The organism is Pseudomonas sp. PIC25, from assembly GCF_002286785.1.
Lineage (GTDB): Bacteria > Pseudomonadota > Gammaproteobacteria > Pseudomonadales > Pseudomonadaceae > Pseudomonas_M.
In genome coordinates this window covers 1-15,009 of the sequence record NZ_MUJY01000089.1, presented here as the reverse complement: position 1 = coordinate 15,009, position 15,009 = coordinate 1, and the positions used below count along the sequence as shown (strand labels likewise).

The window sequence follows — 15,009 nt, the reverse complement described above, 5'->3', positions numbered from 1 at the left end:
TCCCACGCAGAGCGTGGGAACGATCCGCGAGTTCATTCACTCCTAGCGGTTTGATTTGATGGTTCCCACGCTCCAGCGTGGGAACCCCTGTCAGGACGCTCCGCGTCCGCTCACTGACGTGGACGCGGAGCGTCCTAGGCTGCACTCCCACGCAGAGCGTGGGAACGATCCGCCAGAAGTATCGCCAGCAGAGCTGGCTCCTACAAAAAGGCACGCGCCCGTCGGGGGGGCTCAGGTCCGGAACTGCCCTACCAGGCCCTGTAATTCGATGCCCAGGCGCGCCAGTTCGGCGCTGGAGGCGGCGGTCTGTTCGCTGGCCGAGGCACTCTGCTCACCGATGTCGCGTACCCGCGTGACGCTCTCGTTGATGGCCTCAGCCACGGCGCTCTGCTCTTCCGCGGCGGCGGCGATCTGCTGGTTCATCTGCTCGATGGTCGATACGGCCTGGGTGATCCGGCCGAGCGCGGCGCCGGCCTGACCGGCAAGGTCGACGGTGCGCTGGGTCAGGCTGCGGCTGGCATCCATCTGCTCCACCGCCTGGTGGGCCATCTGTTGCAGAGAGCCAATCAGCGTCTCGATTTCCTGGGTGGAGTCATGGGTGCGCCGGGCCAGGGCACGCACCTCGTCGGCCACCACGGCGAAGCCACGGCCTTGCTCGCCGGCACGCGCCGCTTCGATGGCCGCGTTGAGGGCCAGCAGGTTGGTTTGCTCGGCGACATTGCGGATCACCTCCAGCACGCTGCCGATGCGGCTGCTCTCCTGGTGCAGTTGCTGGAGCGCTTCGGCGGAATGCTCCACTTCATCGGCCAGCCGACCGACCTGGCCGACCGCCTCGCGCACCACCTGATCACCCTGCTGCGCCTCGCGGTCGGCATCACGCGCGGCCAGGGAAGCCTGTTCGGCGTTGCGGGCCACTTCCTGCACCGTGGCCGCCATTTCGTGCATGGCGGTGGCAGTCTGTTCGGTTTCCAGCTTCTGCGTCTGTACGCCCTGGCTGGTCTGCGCAGTGATTGCCGACAATTGCTCAGCGGCACTGGCGATCTGGCCGACGCTGCCGCCGATGCGGCCAACCAGGGTGCGCAGGCTCATCGTCATGCTTTGCATGGCGCTCATCAGTTGGCCCAGCTCATCGCGTCGTTCCATGCGCAGGTCATGGGTCAGGTCGCCCTGGGCGACGCGCTGGACGAAGGCCACGGTTTCCCGCAGCGGGCCGACGATCAGCCGGGAAATCAACAGGGCGGCACAGATGCCCAGCAGCACGGCCCCCAGGCTCATGCCGCCGAGCAGGACGTAGACCTGACGGCGCTCTCCGAGCATCTCGGCCTGCTCGTTGGCCTGGGCCTCATCCACCAGGCCGATGACCGCGCGTGCCTGCTCGACCATGGCGGCTTCACTGGCACGACTCTCGACGCGCAGCCGATGGTAGTTGTCGAAAGCCTTCTGGTAGCTGTCGAGGGCAACCAGGGCGGTGTCGATGGAGCGCTTCTGGTCGTCGTCGAGCCAGACCTTCAGGCTGCTCGCCACGCTCTTCAGGTCGTCATAGACCTCTGCCCAGGTCTTCAGCGCTTCTTCCGAGCCGTCGATGATGTACAGGCTTTCGTTGCCGCGCAGATCAAGCATGCGCTTGCTCAGGCCGGATGCGGTTTCGGCGAGGGTCAGCGGATCGCTGCCGCGCAGGCGGTCGCCTTGCAGACGCAGCTCGCGCACCGCGTCGTACATATCCAGCTCGATGACTTCGAACTGATCGCGCGCCTCGGCGGCCGCCTCTCCCATAGTAATGCGCGCCGCACGAGCCTCGTCGAACAGCTTGACGAACCGCTCGAACTGATTCAGATAGCCGGCGCTCGCCTCGTCCATGCGCTGCAACCGCTCCCGGTTGCCCGCCGAGGTGGTTTTCCGCAACTGCTCCAACCGCTCGCGCACCGTCGCCAGCCGCTCACGGACCTGCTGGGCCGACTCGGCCTTGGCTGTCAGTGCGAAATCCTTTTCGAAACGGCGGGCCTGGGCAATCTCCACATCCACTTCCGCCAGCAGGGCGTTGTGAGAAAAGCGCTCCAGGATCGCGTTCACGGCATAGAACCCGGTGCCAGCCACGGCGATGGTCAGCAACAGGACCAGCGCGAAGCCGGACAGCAGCTTCTTGCCCACGGCAAGATCGGCAAACACGCGAGAGGCGGAACGCAACATAACAACTCCTTCGAGCGGGGCTTGGCGACCCCTGTTTTCGCCTCGTGATGGAGGCGGATGAATCCGGCGCAGGGCGAATGGTGTGAGAGGGGCGGCTCGTGGCCGACCCTTCGTTGCCTTTTCATCGGCAGCAAGGCGGCAGAGTTTAGCGGCCGAAAAATAAAAAGGGCGCACAGATTAACTGTGCGCCCTTTCTCTTTTTATTACGCAGTCAGCGATTGGCCAGCACCAGCCTCACGCGCGGCGCGAACAACTCGCCGAGGATCGCCAGCAAGCCGATGGCGCCGGCGATCCAGTACCAGCGGACCAGCGGATCGAAGCCTAGCCAGCCGAGGGCATGGAGGAACACGATCATGATCAGCACCGGGCTGACGTAGCGCACCATGAACAGCCAGAGCGCGTAGCCGGCCGGCGGCAGGTTCAGTTCGTCGCGCATGATCTCGCCGCGCAGTGCATAACCGGCCAGGACGACCATGAAGATCCCGCCCAGCGGCATCATCCAGCGCGAGGTGAGATAGTCCAGCCAGTCGAAGAAGTTCTTGCCCAACGGCGTCCAGCCGGACAGCAGGTTGAACGAGAGCATGGCCAGCAGGCTGATCGCCAGCAGCACGGCGCCAGAGCCCATTGCAGCCTTGACCCGGCTGATGCCGTACTTCTCGTTCAGGTAGGCCACGGTGGCTTCGATCATGGAAATCGCCGAGGTCAGCGCGGCGATCGACACCATGGCAAAGAACAGCACGCCGAAGGCCGTGCCGAACGGCATCTGCTGGAAAGCCAGCGGCAGGCTCATGAAGATCAGCCCCGGACCGGCGGCCGGGCTCATGCCGTTGGCGAAGATCACCGGAAAGATCGCCAGGCCGGCGAGCAGCGCCACGCAAGTATCGGCGATGGCCACCATGAAGGTGGTGCGGGCGATCGACTGGCCGTCGGGGATGTACGAGCCGTAGGTGAGGATGGCGCCGGAGGCCAGGCTGAGGGTGAAGAAGGCATGGCCGAGGGCGGCCAGCAGCGCTTCGCCGGTCAACTTGGAGGCGTCGAAGCTGAACAGGAAGGCGAAGCCTTCGGAGAAGCTGCCGCTGGTGAAGGCGTAGCCAACCAGGATCAGCAGCATCAGGGCCAGGCCTGGCATCATCCAGCGCACCGAATTCTCGATGCCCTTCTGCACGCCCTTGGCGACGATCCACAGGGTCAACAGCGCCACCAGCACGCTCCAGCCGCCAAGCAGCCAGGGGTTGGCGTTGTGCTGCTCGAAGACCTGGCCGAGCGCCTCGACACTGGTCGCGGCCAGCGAGCCATCGAGCATTTTCCAGGTGTAGGCGAAGGCCCAGCCGGCCACCACCACGTAGAAACAGAGAATCATGAAGCCGGCCAGCATGGCCATCAGGCCGACGCCGCGCCACAGCGGGTTGCCGCCGTTCTCCCGGACCACCCGGGCGATAGCGTCGATGGGGCTGCCACGGCCGCGCCGGCCGAAGGCGATCTCGGTCATCATCACCGGGATGCCGATGGCGAGGATGCAGGCGAGGTACATCAGGACGAAGGCGCCGCCGCCGTATTCGCCGGTGATGTAGGGGAATTTCCAGATATTGCCGAGGCCCACGGCGGAGCCGGTTGCAGCGAGGATGAAACCCCAGCGCGACAGCCAGAGGTTCTTCGGTTTTTCACGGGTCATGCGTCACCTGTTTGTTTTTGTCTGTGACGTAAATCGGACCCGCCGCGCTCGTGACGCGGCGGAATGCAAGGCGGGTAAACCTTATTGAGCGTCGGGCTGCACCTCCGGAGCGGCGTTCCTGAACGCCTCAAGGGATTCGCAGCGCGCGACCATCTCGAGGATGCGTGGGTACGCAGTGAGGTCACAGTCGAAACGCCGCGCATTGTACACCTGCGGAATCAGGCAGGCTTCCAGGTAGCCCGGCCGTTCGCCGAGAGACAGACGACCGGCGAATGCCGCCAACCCCTCCTCGACCGCCGCCAGGCCGGTGTCCACCCAGTGCCGGTACCAGGCGTTCTTGGCCTCGTCGCTTGCCCCCAGTTGGCCGCCGAGGTATTGCAGCACGCGCAGGTTGTTCAGCGGGTGGATGTCGCAAGCGATGTGCAGCGCCAGCGCACGCACCTGGGCCCGCTGCACCGGATCGGCCGGCAGCAGCGCCGGCACCGGGAAGACTTCTTCCAGGTATTCGAGGATCGCCAGGGACTGGGCGATGCGTACTTCGCCCGCCCCGGAGCCGGCATCCACCAATAGCGGCACCAGCTCCTGCGGATTGAGCGCCCGGTACTCGGCGGCGTGCTGCTGGCCGCCGTCCTTCACCAGGTGTACCGGCACTTGGCGGTAGGCCAGGCCCTTGAGATTGAGGGCGATACGCACCCGGTAGGCGGCGCTGGAGCGCCAATAGGAATACAAGGTCAACACGTCGGTTGCTTCTCCTGATACGAGCCTGAAAACGGTAGGGCGAGGCGGTCAGTTCCGCTTCACCCCTTGAGCACTCCACGACGGATCTGGTCTTCCTCGATGGACTCGAAGAGTGCCTTGAAGTTGCCCTCGCCGAAGCCCTGGTTGCCCTTGCGCTGGATGATCTCGAAGAAGATCGGCCCGATCACGGTATGGGTGAAGATTTGCAGCAGGATGCCGTCGTCGCCGGGCGCTCCATCGATCAGGATGTTCAGCTCGCGCAGCAGCGCCAGCGGTTCGCCATGGCCGGGTACGCGGCTGTCCACCTTCTCGTAGTAGGTGTCCGGGGTGGTCATGAATGCCACGCCGTTGGCACGCAGGCGGCGCACCGTCTCGTAGATGTCGTCGGTGGACAGGGCGATGTGCTGGATACCCTCGCCATGGTACTCACGGATGAATTCCTCGATCTGCGAGTTCTCGTCCGCCGACTCGTTGATCGGAATGCGGATTTTGCCGCAGGGCGCGGTCATGGCGCGGGAGACAAGGCCGGTGAGCTTGCCCTCGATGTCGAAGTAGCGGATTTCGCGGAAGTTGGCGATGCGCTGGTAGAAGCCGGCCCAGGTGTCCATCTGGCCACGGCGGACGTTGTGGGTCAGGTGATCGATCTGCTGCAGGCCGAGGGCGTTGTCATTGGCGCCGCGCCCCGGAATGAAGTCGAAGTCGACGTCGTAGATGGTCTTCTCGCCGTAGCGGTCAACCAGGTACAGCAGCGAACCGCCGATGCCTTCGACGCAGGGGATGTTCAGTTCGCCGAAATTGGCATGACTGCCGACCAGCGTCGCGCCCTGAGCCTCGACATAGGCGGCGGCCTGGGCCGCATTCTTCACCCGGAAGGCCATGGCACAGGCACTCGGCCCATGCCTTTCGGCGAACGCATGGACCTGCCCGCTGGGGCTGCCGTTGAGTACGAAGTTGATATCGCTCTGTTGGAACAGGAAGACTTCCTTGGAGCGGTGCCGTGCGGTCTCGGTAAAGCCCATGGCGGTGAACAGTTCGCGCAGCTGCTGGATGCCCTCCGCCGTCGGCGCGGTGAATTCGACGAACTCGAAACCGTCGGTGCCGATGGGATTGCGCTGTTCGATCTTGGACACGGCGTTCATTGCGCCTCCTCTTGTTATGCGTTTGCCCGGTGCACGCAAGTGGGCTCTGTCATCACAACCGAGGGGTGAAGGCGGAACAAGGCGAGGGTGGAGGCTCCCGTCGACTCTCCGCGCTCCGATCTGGCAATTTTTCTTTACAGCAGACCAAGGTCCAGCAGCGGCTGTATAGGCACGACAACAGCCGTAAGATTTTCTTTACAACGCGGTGCGACAGGCTGCCGCAGATGAAGCCGGAAACCGCGACCGCGCGGTCCGGCTACTTACTGCTGGAGATGACCGTAAAGCTTGGCGTAAAGCCCACCCTCGGCGATCAGCTGCTGGTGGTCGCCGTCTTCAGCGATGCTGCCGCCATCGAACACCAGCACCCGGTCGGCCTGCTTCACCGCCGACAAGCGGTGGGCAATGATCAGCGTGGTGCGCCCTTCGAGAAAACGCGCCATGGCCTGGTGCAAGGCATATTCGGTGGCGGCGTCGAGGGCCGAAGTGGCTTCGTCGAGGATCACCACCTTGGGCTCGGCGAGTACCATGCGGGCAACGGCCAAACGCTGGCGTTGCCCGCCTGAAAGACGCACGCCGGAACGGCCGACCATGCTGTCCAGGCCCTGCGGCAACTGGCGGATGGTCTCGGCCAACTGGGCGGTCTCCAGGGCACGCCAGCAGGCCTCGTCGCTGCGCTCGCGCCCCATAGTCAGGTTGGCGCGCACCGTGTCGTTGAACAGCGCCGGGTGCTGCAGCACCACGGCTACATGCTCGCGCACGGTCTCCAGGCCGATTTCCTCCAGGGTCGAGCCGCCGAAGCGGATGCTCCCGGCCTGGGCGGTATAGAGGCCGAGCAGGAGTTGCACCAGGGTACTCTTGCCGCCACCGGACGCACCGACGATAGCCACCTTCTCCCCCGGCGCGATGGACAGGTCGAGGCCATCCAGCACCGGCTCTTCCGCGTAGGCGAAGCGCAGCCCGCGGACCTCGATCCCCACCGTGTCGCGGTTCTTGAACGGATCGACGCCACCGGCATGCTGCGGTTCGTCCGCCCGGGCCAGCAGCTCGTTGATCCGCGCCAACGCTCCACCCGCGGCATAGAAGGAATATTGCAAGCTGAGCAGTTGCTCCACCGGAACGATCATGAACCAGAGGTAGTTGAACACCGCCAGCATCTGGCCGATGGACAGGTCGGAAAACAGCACGGTGAGCATCGCCGCGGCACGGAACACGTCGATACCGAGCTGGAACAGCAGGCCGCTGGCGCGGTTGGAGGCATCGCTCTTCCACTGCGAGGCAACCGCATAGTCGCGTACTTCGCGAGCACGCAGACCCAGCCGGCCGAGAAAGAAGCCCTGGCGGTTGCCGGCCCGGACTTCCTGAATGGCTTCGAGCGTTTCGGTCAGTGCCTGGGTGAAGCGCGAGGTGCTGTCGTTTTCCAGCTTCTTCAGGTGTTTCACCCGCTTGCCCAGTTGCACCGTGGCGTAGATCACCAGCGGATTGAAGAGCAGGATCAGCAACGCCAGTTGCCAGTGCATCCAGAGCAGGATGGCGGCGGTACCGGTGAGGGTCAGCGCCGCCACCAGGAAACGGCTCAGCGTTTCGCCGACGAATTTGTCCAGGGTATCCAGATCGGTGACCAGATGGGTGGTCACGGCACCGCCGCCCAGGGTTTCGTACTCGCCGAGGGAGATGCGCTTGAGGCGCTCGATCAAGCGAATGCGGATGCGGTACACGATGTCCTTCGACAGCCGCGCAAAGAGACGCGCCTGGAGCACGTTGAAGACCAGCGAAGAACTGCGCAGCAACATGCTCACCAGCAGCATCAGGCCAATGTAGCCGGCCGCGGTCTGCCAACCGACGGGCAGGAAGTTGTCCATGACCTTGAGCGCGGCATCGCCGTCGCGCAACAGGACTTCGTCCACCAGCAGCGGCAAAAGCAGCGGGATCGGCACGCTGCACAGCGTTGCCAGCACAGCGATCAGGTTGGCCAGCACCAACGCCTTGCGATGACGCAGGGCGAGTCGGCGGATTTCTGTCCAGGTCAGGCGATCAGGCATGGACACCACGCTCCAGCCAACGTCCCAGCAACGGTTGCAACTGCTCCAGCGGCTGGTAGCCGTTGGTCAGCAATGCAAGTTGGCCGTCGCGCTCGGCCAGGAGTGTGGGGAAACCGGCGATGCCCAGGTCCTGCACCCAGGCGAAGTCGGCGGCGGTCGCCTCGCGCATGGCCACGCTGTCGAATGCCTCGGCGAACTCGATGCGCGGAATGCCCGCGCGCTCGGCAAGCTCGACCAGCACCGCGGCCTGGGTGACGTCGAGCCCCTCGGTGTAGAACGCCTGCTGGATCAACCGGGCCAGCGGCCAGGCACTGGCACTGTCCAGGTTGCGCACGGTGACCAGGGCCCGGCAGGCCGGCTCGGTGTCGTACACCAGCCCTTCCGGCAGGCCGCGGTCGAAGTCGAACATCTGACCGGTCGCTGCGTTCACCGCTTGCCAGTAGGCCAGGTAACGCACCCGTGCCGCCGCGTCGATGGCGACCCGGTCGCGGCGCAGCCCACCGGCCACCAGGTGCAGAGGCACACCCGCCGCCTTCGCCTGGTCAGCCAGGGCCTCCATCACCGGGGAGAAACCCCAGCACCAGGAACACATGGGGTCCATCACGTACAGCAGGCGGGCGCTCATGAAAGCTCCTGTGTCAGCGGGTGCGCGAAGCACCGGTCATGCCGGGCCCTGTCCGGGCCGATTCACTCTAACGGCTGGCGCGGATCGCGGCCGATGGGGTGAGGTTGATTGCGGGCCTTGGCCAGTTCGATCTGTTTCTGCCGTTCGCGGGCGCTGGCCCGGGTTTTCTCGGAAAGCGAGTCCCAGCAATGCGGGCAACTGATGCCCGGCGCGTAATGCTCGGACTGGCGGTCCTCCGAGGAAATCGGATTACGGCAGGCATGACATTGATCGTAATCACCCTCGGACAAATCGTGGCGCACCGTCACGCGGTTGTCGAAGACGAAACAGTCCCCCTGCCACTTGCTCTGCGCCTCAGGCACTTCCTCGAGGTATTTGAGGATGCCGCCCTTGAGGTGATAGACCTCTTCGAAGCCCTCGCTCAGCATGAAGCTCGAGGCTTTCTCGCAGCGGATGCCGCCAGTGCAGAACATCGCCACCTTCTTGTGCCGGGCCGGATCGAAATGAGCCTTCACGTACTCGGGAAACTCACGGAACGACTTGGTCTTCGGGTCGATGGCGCCTTCGAAGGTGCCTATGGCCACTTCGTAGTCGTTGCGCGTATCGATCAGCAGCACCTCGGGGTCGGAGATCAGCGCGTTCCAGTCCTTGGGTTCGACATAGGTGCCGACCCGCTGGTTCGGGTCCACCCCGGGCACGCCGAGGGTGACGATTTCCTTTTTCAGCTTGACCTTGGTGCGGTAGAACGGCTGCTCGTCGCAGTAGGACTCCTTGTGATCGATATCGACCAGACGCGGATCGCGCCTGAGCCAGCCGAGCAAGGCGTCGATGCCGGCGCGGGTGCCGGAGACAGTGCCGTTGATCCCCTCTTCGGCGAGCAGCAGGGTGCCTTTCACGCCATTGTCGAGGAGGGTTTGCAGAAGGGGTTCGCGGAGCGCGACGTAGTCCGGCAGGGAAACGAACTTGTACAGCGCCGCCACGACGATCTTATCGGTCATGGGGACTCTTTCCTCAGGTGGTCGCCCCCGCAAAGGGCGGACCGGATGAAACGATAGCGCCGGTCGGGCCGGCGCGGCGCGGATTCTATCAGAAAGCCCCTGTGCGGCAGTTCATAGACTGATCAAGCGTCCTGTTGGTTGCAGGGCGAATATTGGCTGTATCTGCATTAGCTGTAGAGGGGAGTTATCTGGCACGACCTTTCCTCTGTGCGAGGCAACCCCTCCCCCTAAAGGTGAGAGGGGCGATATTCGTGCCGCTGTCCTGATGAAGCGACCCTGACGCTTTGGGCATTGCCAGGAAGGTTGCAGAAGAGGTTCGACTAACTCCGACGCCCCGTCAGGAGACCGAGCGGAGCGATATCCGCGTCAGTGCCCGCCGCGGCACGTCGGAGAGTCCGGCGCCTGGCCCAACTGCGCCCACTCGTCCGGGGTGTAGGTGTGTAAGGCCAGGGCGTGGAACTGTCCCATCAGCTCGCCGAGGGTGCCATAGACCTTCTGGTGGCGCTTGACCGCGTTCAGGCCGGCGAAAGCCGGGCTGACCACGACCGCCTTGAAATGGGTTTCCAGTCCGCGGCTGTGCATATGGCTTTCGTCCAGGACCTCGAGGTGCTGGGGTTCCAGGGCGCCCAGTGCCGTCTGGATACGCTCACGCATGCTGGCCACGGTTTACTTTGCCTCCAGCTCTTTGTTCATGTCGCCCAGCAGCTTGTTCACTTCCGGGACGGCGGTCTCCAGCTTGGCCTGGGTCAACTGGGCGGATTGCGCGGTCAGCGCCGGCATCTTTTCCATGACCTTCTTGCCGAGCGGCGACTGGTAGAAGGCGATCAGGTCCTTCAGCTCGCTCTCGCTGAAATTGCTGGTGTAGAGCTTGACCATGTCGGGCTTCAGCTTGTCCCAGCCCACGGCGCGGTCCAGCGCGGCGTTGGCCTTGGCCTGGTAGCTTTCCAGCACGGCCTTTTTCGCCTCCGGTGCCTTCGACTCGGCGAAGCGCTGGGCGAACATCTGTTGTACCTGGGCGTAGACCGGCACGGTCAGCTTGTCGGCATGGGCCAGCTTGAGGAACTGCTCGGCATTGGCGGCGTGGCTGGCATCGTCGGCCAGTGCCTGGCCTCCGGCGCAAACGAGCAGCGCGGCGGCACAGAGGGCGCGAAAACGGGTCATGGCGAATCCTTAGTTCAATCGAAGGGTCGGGCGGGTTAGACAGCGGAATCCCCGGATTGTGCGCCCGATGGCCCCGACTACTCAACCGGCCGCTTCTTTGCACACCAATTCACATAAAAAATGTGCCGCGACTCACCCGCCTATCAGTTGCCAAAGTGCCAGCACTTGCCCATGCTTCGCGGGGCTGGGCATTCTGCCGCCAAACACGATGCCACTCCGCTGTAGAAAACCCTTCTACGGACCCAGGCTGCTGTTGGCAGCGCGCCTTGCCCGGCTCAGCACACACATGGACGTGTCCGATGAACAGTTTCGCCTATCCGCTGGTTTCCCCTCCCTCGCAGCCGCTTTGCGACGCTCGCGGCAAGCTGTGCCCAGAAGCCGTCGGCTGGTCGGCCCGTCCCCATGTCCATTGCGCCCTGCCCGGCCCCATCGGCCGCCGCAAGCGCTGGAACCACTGGTGCATCACTACGCCGCACTGGATGCTGGCTCTGACCGTCGCCGACTTCGACTACGTGGGTTACGGCGCCGCTTATTTCCTCGACCTGGAGACCGGCCAGGGCTCCGCCCATTCGCAGGTCCGCCCCTTCGCCCGTGGCTGCCGGTTGCCGGACACCCCCATCGAGAGCCACGCGTTCGACCATCCCCGCCTGCAATTGAAGGCCGACGAGCAGCCCGGCCGGGTACGTCTCACTGTCGCCGCGCCGGATATCGGCAGCCAGCCCCTGCAGGTTTCCCTGGATATCCAGCGCCCCGCGCACCTGGACTCGGTGAATCTGGTAGTACCCTTCGCCAGCGGCGGCTTCCACGCCACCAGCCGCCAGCTCGGCCTTCCGGCCAGCGGCAGCGTGCAACTGGGCCAGAAACACTACGACTGCGTTGCCGGGCAGAGCTTCGCTGCACTGGATTTCGGCCGTGGCGTCTGGCCCTTGCACAGCCACTGGACACGCGCCGCCTTCGCCGCGCCCGGCGGCATCGCCGGCAACTTCGGTTCCGGCTGGAACGACGGCAGCGGCCTCAGCGAAAACGCCCTCTGGTTCGGCGGCGAACTGCTGCCGCTGGACTGCCCCATCGCGATCGAACAGGTTCCCGGAAGCGCCTTGCCCAACTGGCGCCTGACCAGCGCGGACGAACGGGTCGACCTGATCTTCACTCCGCGTCAGCGCCACCACGCCCGGCCGAAGTTCGGTCTGTTCCATGCCGATACCAGCCAGTGGTTCGGCCACTTCGACGGTACGCTACGCGGCCCCGGCGGCGAGTGCGTGCCGGTCGGCGGCGCCCTCGGCTGGCTCGGCGCCACCCATGCGCGCTGGTAGGCCTATCGCGGCGATAGCGGGCGCTGGGGAACCCACCCGCCTGCGGACGGCCTAAACTGCCGGAAACCTGTCCGGAGAACATCCATGAGCCGCATCGAAACCGACAGCCTCGGGCCTGTCGAGGTCCCCGAAGACGCCTACTGGGGCGCCCAGACGCAACGCTCGCTGGTCAACTTCGCCATTGGCGACCAGCACATGCCGCTGGCCGTCCTGCATGCCCTGGCGCTGATCAAGAAAGCCGCCGCGCGGGTCAACGGCCGTATCGGCGACCTGCCGGCAGACGTCGCCCGGCTGATCGAGCAGGCCGCCGACGAGGTGCTCGCCGGGCAGCACGACGACCAGTTCCCTCTGGTGGTCTGGCAGACCGGCAGCGGCACTCAGAGCAACATGAACGTCAACGAAGTGATCGCCGGCCGCGCCAACGAACTGGCCGGCGGCCAGCGCGGCGGCAAGCGTCCGGTGCACCCGAACGATCACGTCAACCGGGCGCAGAGTTCCAACGATTGCTTTCCCACCGCCATGCACATCGCCGCCGTCAAGGCGGTACAGCATGACCTGCTGCCGGCCATCGCCGAGCTGTCCGGCGGCCTCGCCGAGCAGGCCGCGCGCCATGGACACCTGGTGAAGACCGGACGCACCCATCTGATGGATGCCACGCCCATTACCTTCGGCCAGGAACTCTCTGCCTTCGTCGCTCAACTGGACTACGCCGAACGCGCCATCCGCGCCGCTCTGCCGGCTGTCTGCGAACTGGCCCAGGGCGGCACCGCCGTCGGCACCGGCCTGAACGCACCGCATGGCTTCGCCGAGGCCATGGCCGCCGAACTGGCGGCGCTGTCCGGCCTGCCCTTCGTCTCGGCACCGAACAAGTTCGCCGCCCTCTCCGGCCATGAACCGCTGGTCACGCTCTCCGGCGCCCTCAAGACCCTGGCCAGCGCGTTGATGAAACTGGCCAACGACCTGCGTCTGCTCGGCTCCGGACCGCGCGGCGGGCTGGCCGAAGTGCGCCTGCCGGCCAACGAGCCGGGCAGTTCGATCATGCCCGGCAAGGTCAATCCGACCCAGTGCGAAGCGCTGTCGATGCTCGCCTGCCAGGTATTCGGCAACGACGCCGCCATCACCTTCGCCGCCAGCCAGGGCCACCTGCAACTGAACGTGTTCAAGCCGGTGATCATTCACAACTTGCTGCAATCGATCCGCCTGCTGGCCGACGGCTGCCGCAACTTCAACCAGCACTGCATCGCCGGCCTGGAGCCGGATGCCGCGCGCATGGCCGAACATTTGGAGCGCGGGTTGATGCTGGTGACGGCGCTCAATCCTCATATCGGCTACGACAAGGCGGCGGAAATCGCCAAGAAGGCCTACGCCGAAGGCACTACCCTGCGGGAAGCGGCCCTGGCCCTCGGCCATCTCACCGAAGAACAGTTCGACGCCTGGGTTCGCCCGGAAACCATGCTGGAGGCGGGACAACGTGGCTGATACGGCAAAGAGCGGCGCGACGCCGCTGGAAGGCGACGGCAAGCGCATCCTGGTGATTCTCGGCAGCCCCAAGCACGACAGCCTCTGCCACGCCCTGTGCGAAGCCTTCTCCCAAGGGGCGCGGCGCCAGGATCACGTGGTGCGCCACCTGCGGCTCGGCGACCTGGCTTTCGACCCGGTGCTGCATGGCGGCTACGACCAGAACCAGACGCTGGAGCCCGACCTGCTCGAAGCCCAGCGGCAGATCCACTGGGCCGAGCACCTGGTGTTCGTCTACCCGGTCTGGTGGGGTGGCCTGCCGGCGCTGCTCAAGGGCTTCTTCGACCGGGTCTTCCTGCCCGGCTTCGCCTTCAAGTTTCGTGGACGCTCCCAGGCCTGGGACAAGCTGCTGAGCGGACGCACCGCGGATTTGCTGGTCACCCTGGACACCCCGCGCTGGTACTTCCGCTGGATCTACGGCGCCCCCGCCCATCGCCAGATGGTCCGTACCATCCTCGGCTTCTGCGGCATCCGCACCCGCCGTCTGGTGGAGTTCTCTCCCGTGCGGATTTCCTCGGAAGAACAGCGCCAGGGCTGGCTGCGCAAGGCGGAGGTGTTGGGGAGTCGGGTGTAGGTGTGTGAGGGGTTAGGTGTAGGGGCGATTCATTCGCCCGACGATGCCGAATTGGGCGAATGATCGCCCCTACCTGATCGGCGTGGAGCGGGCCCTCGCAGCTACTCGCCGATGTCCTCGCTCCACAGCTCCGGCCGGTTGGCGATGAAGTCCTGCATCAGACGGATACAGGTTTCGTCCTGCAGCACTTCGACCTCCACGCCGCGCGAACGCAACAGCGCCTCTTCGCCGAGGAAGGTGCGGTTTTCACCGACGATCACCTTGGGAATGCCATACAGCAGGATCGCCCCGCTGCACATCGCACAGGGCGACAGGGTGGTGTAGAGCACCGACTCTCGGTAGACCCGGGCCGGCTGGCGTCCCGCGTTTTCGAAGGCGTCCATCTCGCCATGGCGGATCGCACTGCCCTGCTGCACCCGCCGGTTGTGGCCACGTCCGATGATCCGCCCCTTGTGGACGATCACCGAACCGATGGGAATGCCTCCTTCGGCCAGCCCTTGCTGCGCCTCTTCGATCGCCGCCTGCATGAACGCGTTCATGATGTCCTCACCGGTAAGGGCTCGACCGCCGTCTGGCGGAATACGGAGGAAGCCTAGCAAACCGGCACTAAGCTCATGCCCATCCAGCAACGGGAAAGCGGCTGTTTCCGCTCCGACGACATCTATCTCGCCCGTTTTTTCACAACAGGGACTGTCATGCGTTCCTCATGACAGCACGACCCGAGTCGTGTGTTCATCCACAGGGAGAAACAAACATGGCAAACGTGAATGAAATGATCACCGACGCAGTCACCCAGTCCAACGTGAAAGTGGTCGCCGAAGCGCCGGCCATGGCCATGGGCTCGATCTACCAGACCATGGCCCACTCCACCGGCATCCTGTTCCAGAACGCCGTTTCCGCGCAGCAGCAGCAGAACACGCTGTCCCAGGCCTCCACCACCATGGGCGTGATGCAGATCTACAGCGTCGACACCGCCGCCGATGCGGGAGCGACGGAGAAAATCGGCCAGTTGGGCGTCGCCGACAACCTGACCAGCCTGCTCACC

General features: G+C 64.9%; 14 protein-coding genes and 1 pseudogene. 4 read left to right on the top strand and 11 right to left on the bottom strand.

The features are described from left to right. Nucleotides 1-231: 231 nt before the first annotated feature. The 10 genes and pseudogenes from BZL41_RS29405 to BZL41_RS10975 form a co-directional block, all read right to left on the bottom strand. On the bottom strand, nucleotides 232-1,089 hold the full coding sequence (locus BZL41_RS29405) for a methyl-accepting chemotaxis protein (RefSeq protein ID WP_371916512.1): 858 nt from the start codon (nucleotides 1,087-1,089) through the stop codon (nucleotides 232-234). Beyond that, nucleotides 1,090-2,187, bottom strand: a pseudogene (locus BZL41_RS29400) (HAMP domain-containing protein); the annotation flags it as partial. A 211-nt stretch (nucleotides 2,188-2,398) separates the two neighbouring features. Next, nucleotides 2,399-3,859 (bottom strand): sodium-dependent transporter, encoded by a 1,461-nt coding sequence (locus BZL41_RS11010; protein ID WP_095599335.1) that lies wholly within the window; start codon nucleotides 3,857-3,859, stop codon nucleotides 2,399-2,401. An 81-nt stretch (nucleotides 3,860-3,940) separates the two neighbouring features. Continuing rightward, nucleotides 3,941-4,597 (bottom strand): maleylacetoacetate isomerase, encoded by a 657-nt coding sequence (maiA, locus tag BZL41_RS11005; RefSeq protein ID WP_095599334.1) that lies wholly within the window; start codon nucleotides 4,595-4,597, stop codon nucleotides 3,941-3,943. A 59-nt stretch (nucleotides 4,598-4,656) separates the two neighbouring features. Continuing rightward, nucleotides 4,657-5,736: a 4-hydroxyphenylpyruvate dioxygenase gene (hppD, locus tag BZL41_RS11000; RefSeq protein WP_095599333.1), complete on the bottom strand. Its 1,080-nt coding sequence runs from the start codon at nucleotides 5,734-5,736 to the stop codon at nucleotides 4,657-4,659. 260 nt (nucleotides 5,737-5,996) lie between these two features. Next, nucleotides 5,997-7,775 carry an ABC transporter ATP-binding protein gene (locus tag BZL41_RS10995; RefSeq protein ID WP_095599332.1) on the bottom strand — a complete coding sequence of 593 codons (1,779 nt, stop codon included), beginning with the start codon at nucleotides 7,773-7,775 and terminating at the stop codon, nucleotides 5,997-5,999. Then, nucleotides 7,768-8,400, bottom strand: a complete 633-nt coding sequence (locus BZL41_RS10990) for a DsbA family protein (RefSeq protein ID WP_095599331.1) — start codon at nucleotides 8,398-8,400, stop codon at nucleotides 7,768-7,770. The genes BZL41_RS10995 and BZL41_RS10990 overlap by 8 nt, the downstream gene beginning before the upstream one ends. Before the next feature lie 62 nt (nucleotides 8,401-8,462). After that, the gene (locus tag BZL41_RS10985) at nucleotides 8,463-9,398 is read right to left on the bottom strand and encodes a rhodanese-related sulfurtransferase (protein WP_095599330.1); all 936 of its coding nucleotides are present in this window, start codon (nucleotides 9,396-9,398) and stop codon (nucleotides 8,463-8,465) included. Between the two features lie 366 nt (nucleotides 9,399-9,764). Beyond that, complete coding sequence (locus BZL41_RS10980; RefSeq protein WP_084336135.1) at nucleotides 9,765-10,052, bottom strand: BolA family transcriptional regulator; 288 nt, start codon at nucleotides 10,050-10,052, stop codon at nucleotides 9,765-9,767. A 12-nt stretch (nucleotides 10,053-10,064) separates the two neighbouring features. Continuing rightward, nucleotides 10,065-10,559, bottom strand: a complete 495-nt coding sequence (locus tag BZL41_RS10975) for a DUF2059 domain-containing protein (protein WP_095599329.1) — start codon at nucleotides 10,557-10,559, stop codon at nucleotides 10,065-10,067. A 299-nt stretch (nucleotides 10,560-10,858) separates the two neighbouring features. Here BZL41_RS10975 and BZL41_RS10970 point away from each other — a divergent pair, with 299 nt between their 5' ends. The 3 genes from BZL41_RS10970 to BZL41_RS10960 all read left to right on the top strand — a co-directional run bounded on the left by BZL41_RS10970 (nucleotide 10,859) and on the right by BZL41_RS10960 (nucleotide 13,964). Next, nucleotides 10,859-11,872, top strand: coding sequence for a DUF2804 domain-containing protein (locus BZL41_RS10970; protein ID WP_095599328.1), 1,014 nt, complete (start codon nucleotides 10,859-10,861; stop codon nucleotides 11,870-11,872). Nucleotides 11,873-11,956: 84 nt separating this feature from the next. Then, a complete protein-coding gene (locus BZL41_RS10965) occupies nucleotides 11,957-13,351 on the top strand; it encodes a class II fumarate hydratase (RefSeq protein ID WP_095599327.1) in 1,395 nt (464 codons plus the stop codon). Beyond that, nucleotides 13,344-13,964, top strand: coding sequence for an NAD(P)H-dependent oxidoreductase (locus BZL41_RS10960; RefSeq protein ID WP_095599326.1), 621 nt, complete (start codon nucleotides 13,344-13,346; stop codon nucleotides 13,962-13,964). The genes BZL41_RS10965 and BZL41_RS10960 overlap by 8 nt, the downstream gene beginning before the upstream one ends. Nucleotides 13,965-14,065: 101 nt before the next feature. On the opposite strand, the gene BZL41_RS10955 is transcribed toward BZL41_RS10960, so the two are convergent. Beyond that, nucleotides 14,066-14,503 carry a nucleoside deaminase gene (locus tag BZL41_RS10955; RefSeq protein ID WP_095599325.1) on the bottom strand — a complete coding sequence of 146 codons (438 nt, stop codon included), beginning with the start codon at nucleotides 14,501-14,503 and terminating at the stop codon, nucleotides 14,066-14,068. Between the two features lie 215 nt (nucleotides 14,504-14,718). On the opposite strand from BZL41_RS10955, the gene BZL41_RS10950 reads away from it, so the two are divergent. Continuing rightward, nucleotides 14,719-15,009 (top strand): RebB family R body protein (locus BZL41_RS10950; RefSeq protein WP_095599324.1); only part of this gene is annotated, 291 nt, incomplete at its 3' end.

What these genes read in the sequence shown, in the direction of transcription:
- BZL41_RS29405 (WP_371916512.1), bottom strand. Translation starts at nt 1,089, where the DNA reads ATGAGCCTGCGCACCCTGGTTGGCCGCATCGGCGGCAGCGTCGGCCAG.
- BZL41_RS11010 (WP_095599335.1), bottom strand. Translation starts at nt 3,859, where the DNA reads ATGACCCGTGAAAAACCGAAGAACCTCTGGCTGTCGCGCTGGGGTTTC.
- hppD (WP_095599333.1), bottom strand. Translation starts at nt 5,736, where the DNA reads ATGAACGCCGTGTCCAAGATCGAACAGCGCAATCCCATCGGCACCGAC.
- BZL41_RS10995 (WP_095599332.1), bottom strand. Translation starts at nt 7,775, where the DNA reads ATGCCTGATCGCCTGACCTGGACAGAAATCCGCCGACTCGCCCTGCGT.
- BZL41_RS10990 (WP_095599331.1), bottom strand. Translation starts at nt 8,400, where the DNA reads ATGAGCGCCCGCCTGCTGTACGTGATGGACCCCATGTGTTCCTGGTGC.
- BZL41_RS10985 (WP_095599330.1), bottom strand. Translation starts at nt 9,398, where the DNA reads ATGACCGATAAGATCGTCGTGGCGGCGCTGTACAAGTTCGTTTCCCTG.
- BZL41_RS10980 (WP_084336135.1), bottom strand. Translation starts at nt 10,052, where the DNA reads ATGCGTGAGCGTATCCAGACGGCACTGGGCGCCCTGGAACCCCAGCAC.
- BZL41_RS10975 (WP_095599329.1), bottom strand. Translation starts at nt 10,559, where the DNA reads ATGACCCGTTTTCGCGCCCTCTGTGCCGCCGCGCTGCTCGTTTGCGCC.
- BZL41_RS10970 (WP_095599328.1), top strand. Translation starts at nt 10,859, where the DNA reads ATGAACAGTTTCGCCTATCCGCTGGTTTCCCCTCCCTCGCAGCCGCTT.
- BZL41_RS10965 (WP_095599327.1), top strand. Translation starts at nt 11,957, where the DNA reads ATGAGCCGCATCGAAACCGACAGCCTCGGGCCTGTCGAGGTCCCCGAA.
- BZL41_RS10955 (WP_095599325.1), bottom strand. Translation starts at nt 14,503, where the DNA reads ATGAACGCGTTCATGCAGGCGGCGATCGAAGAGGCGCAGCAAGGGCTG.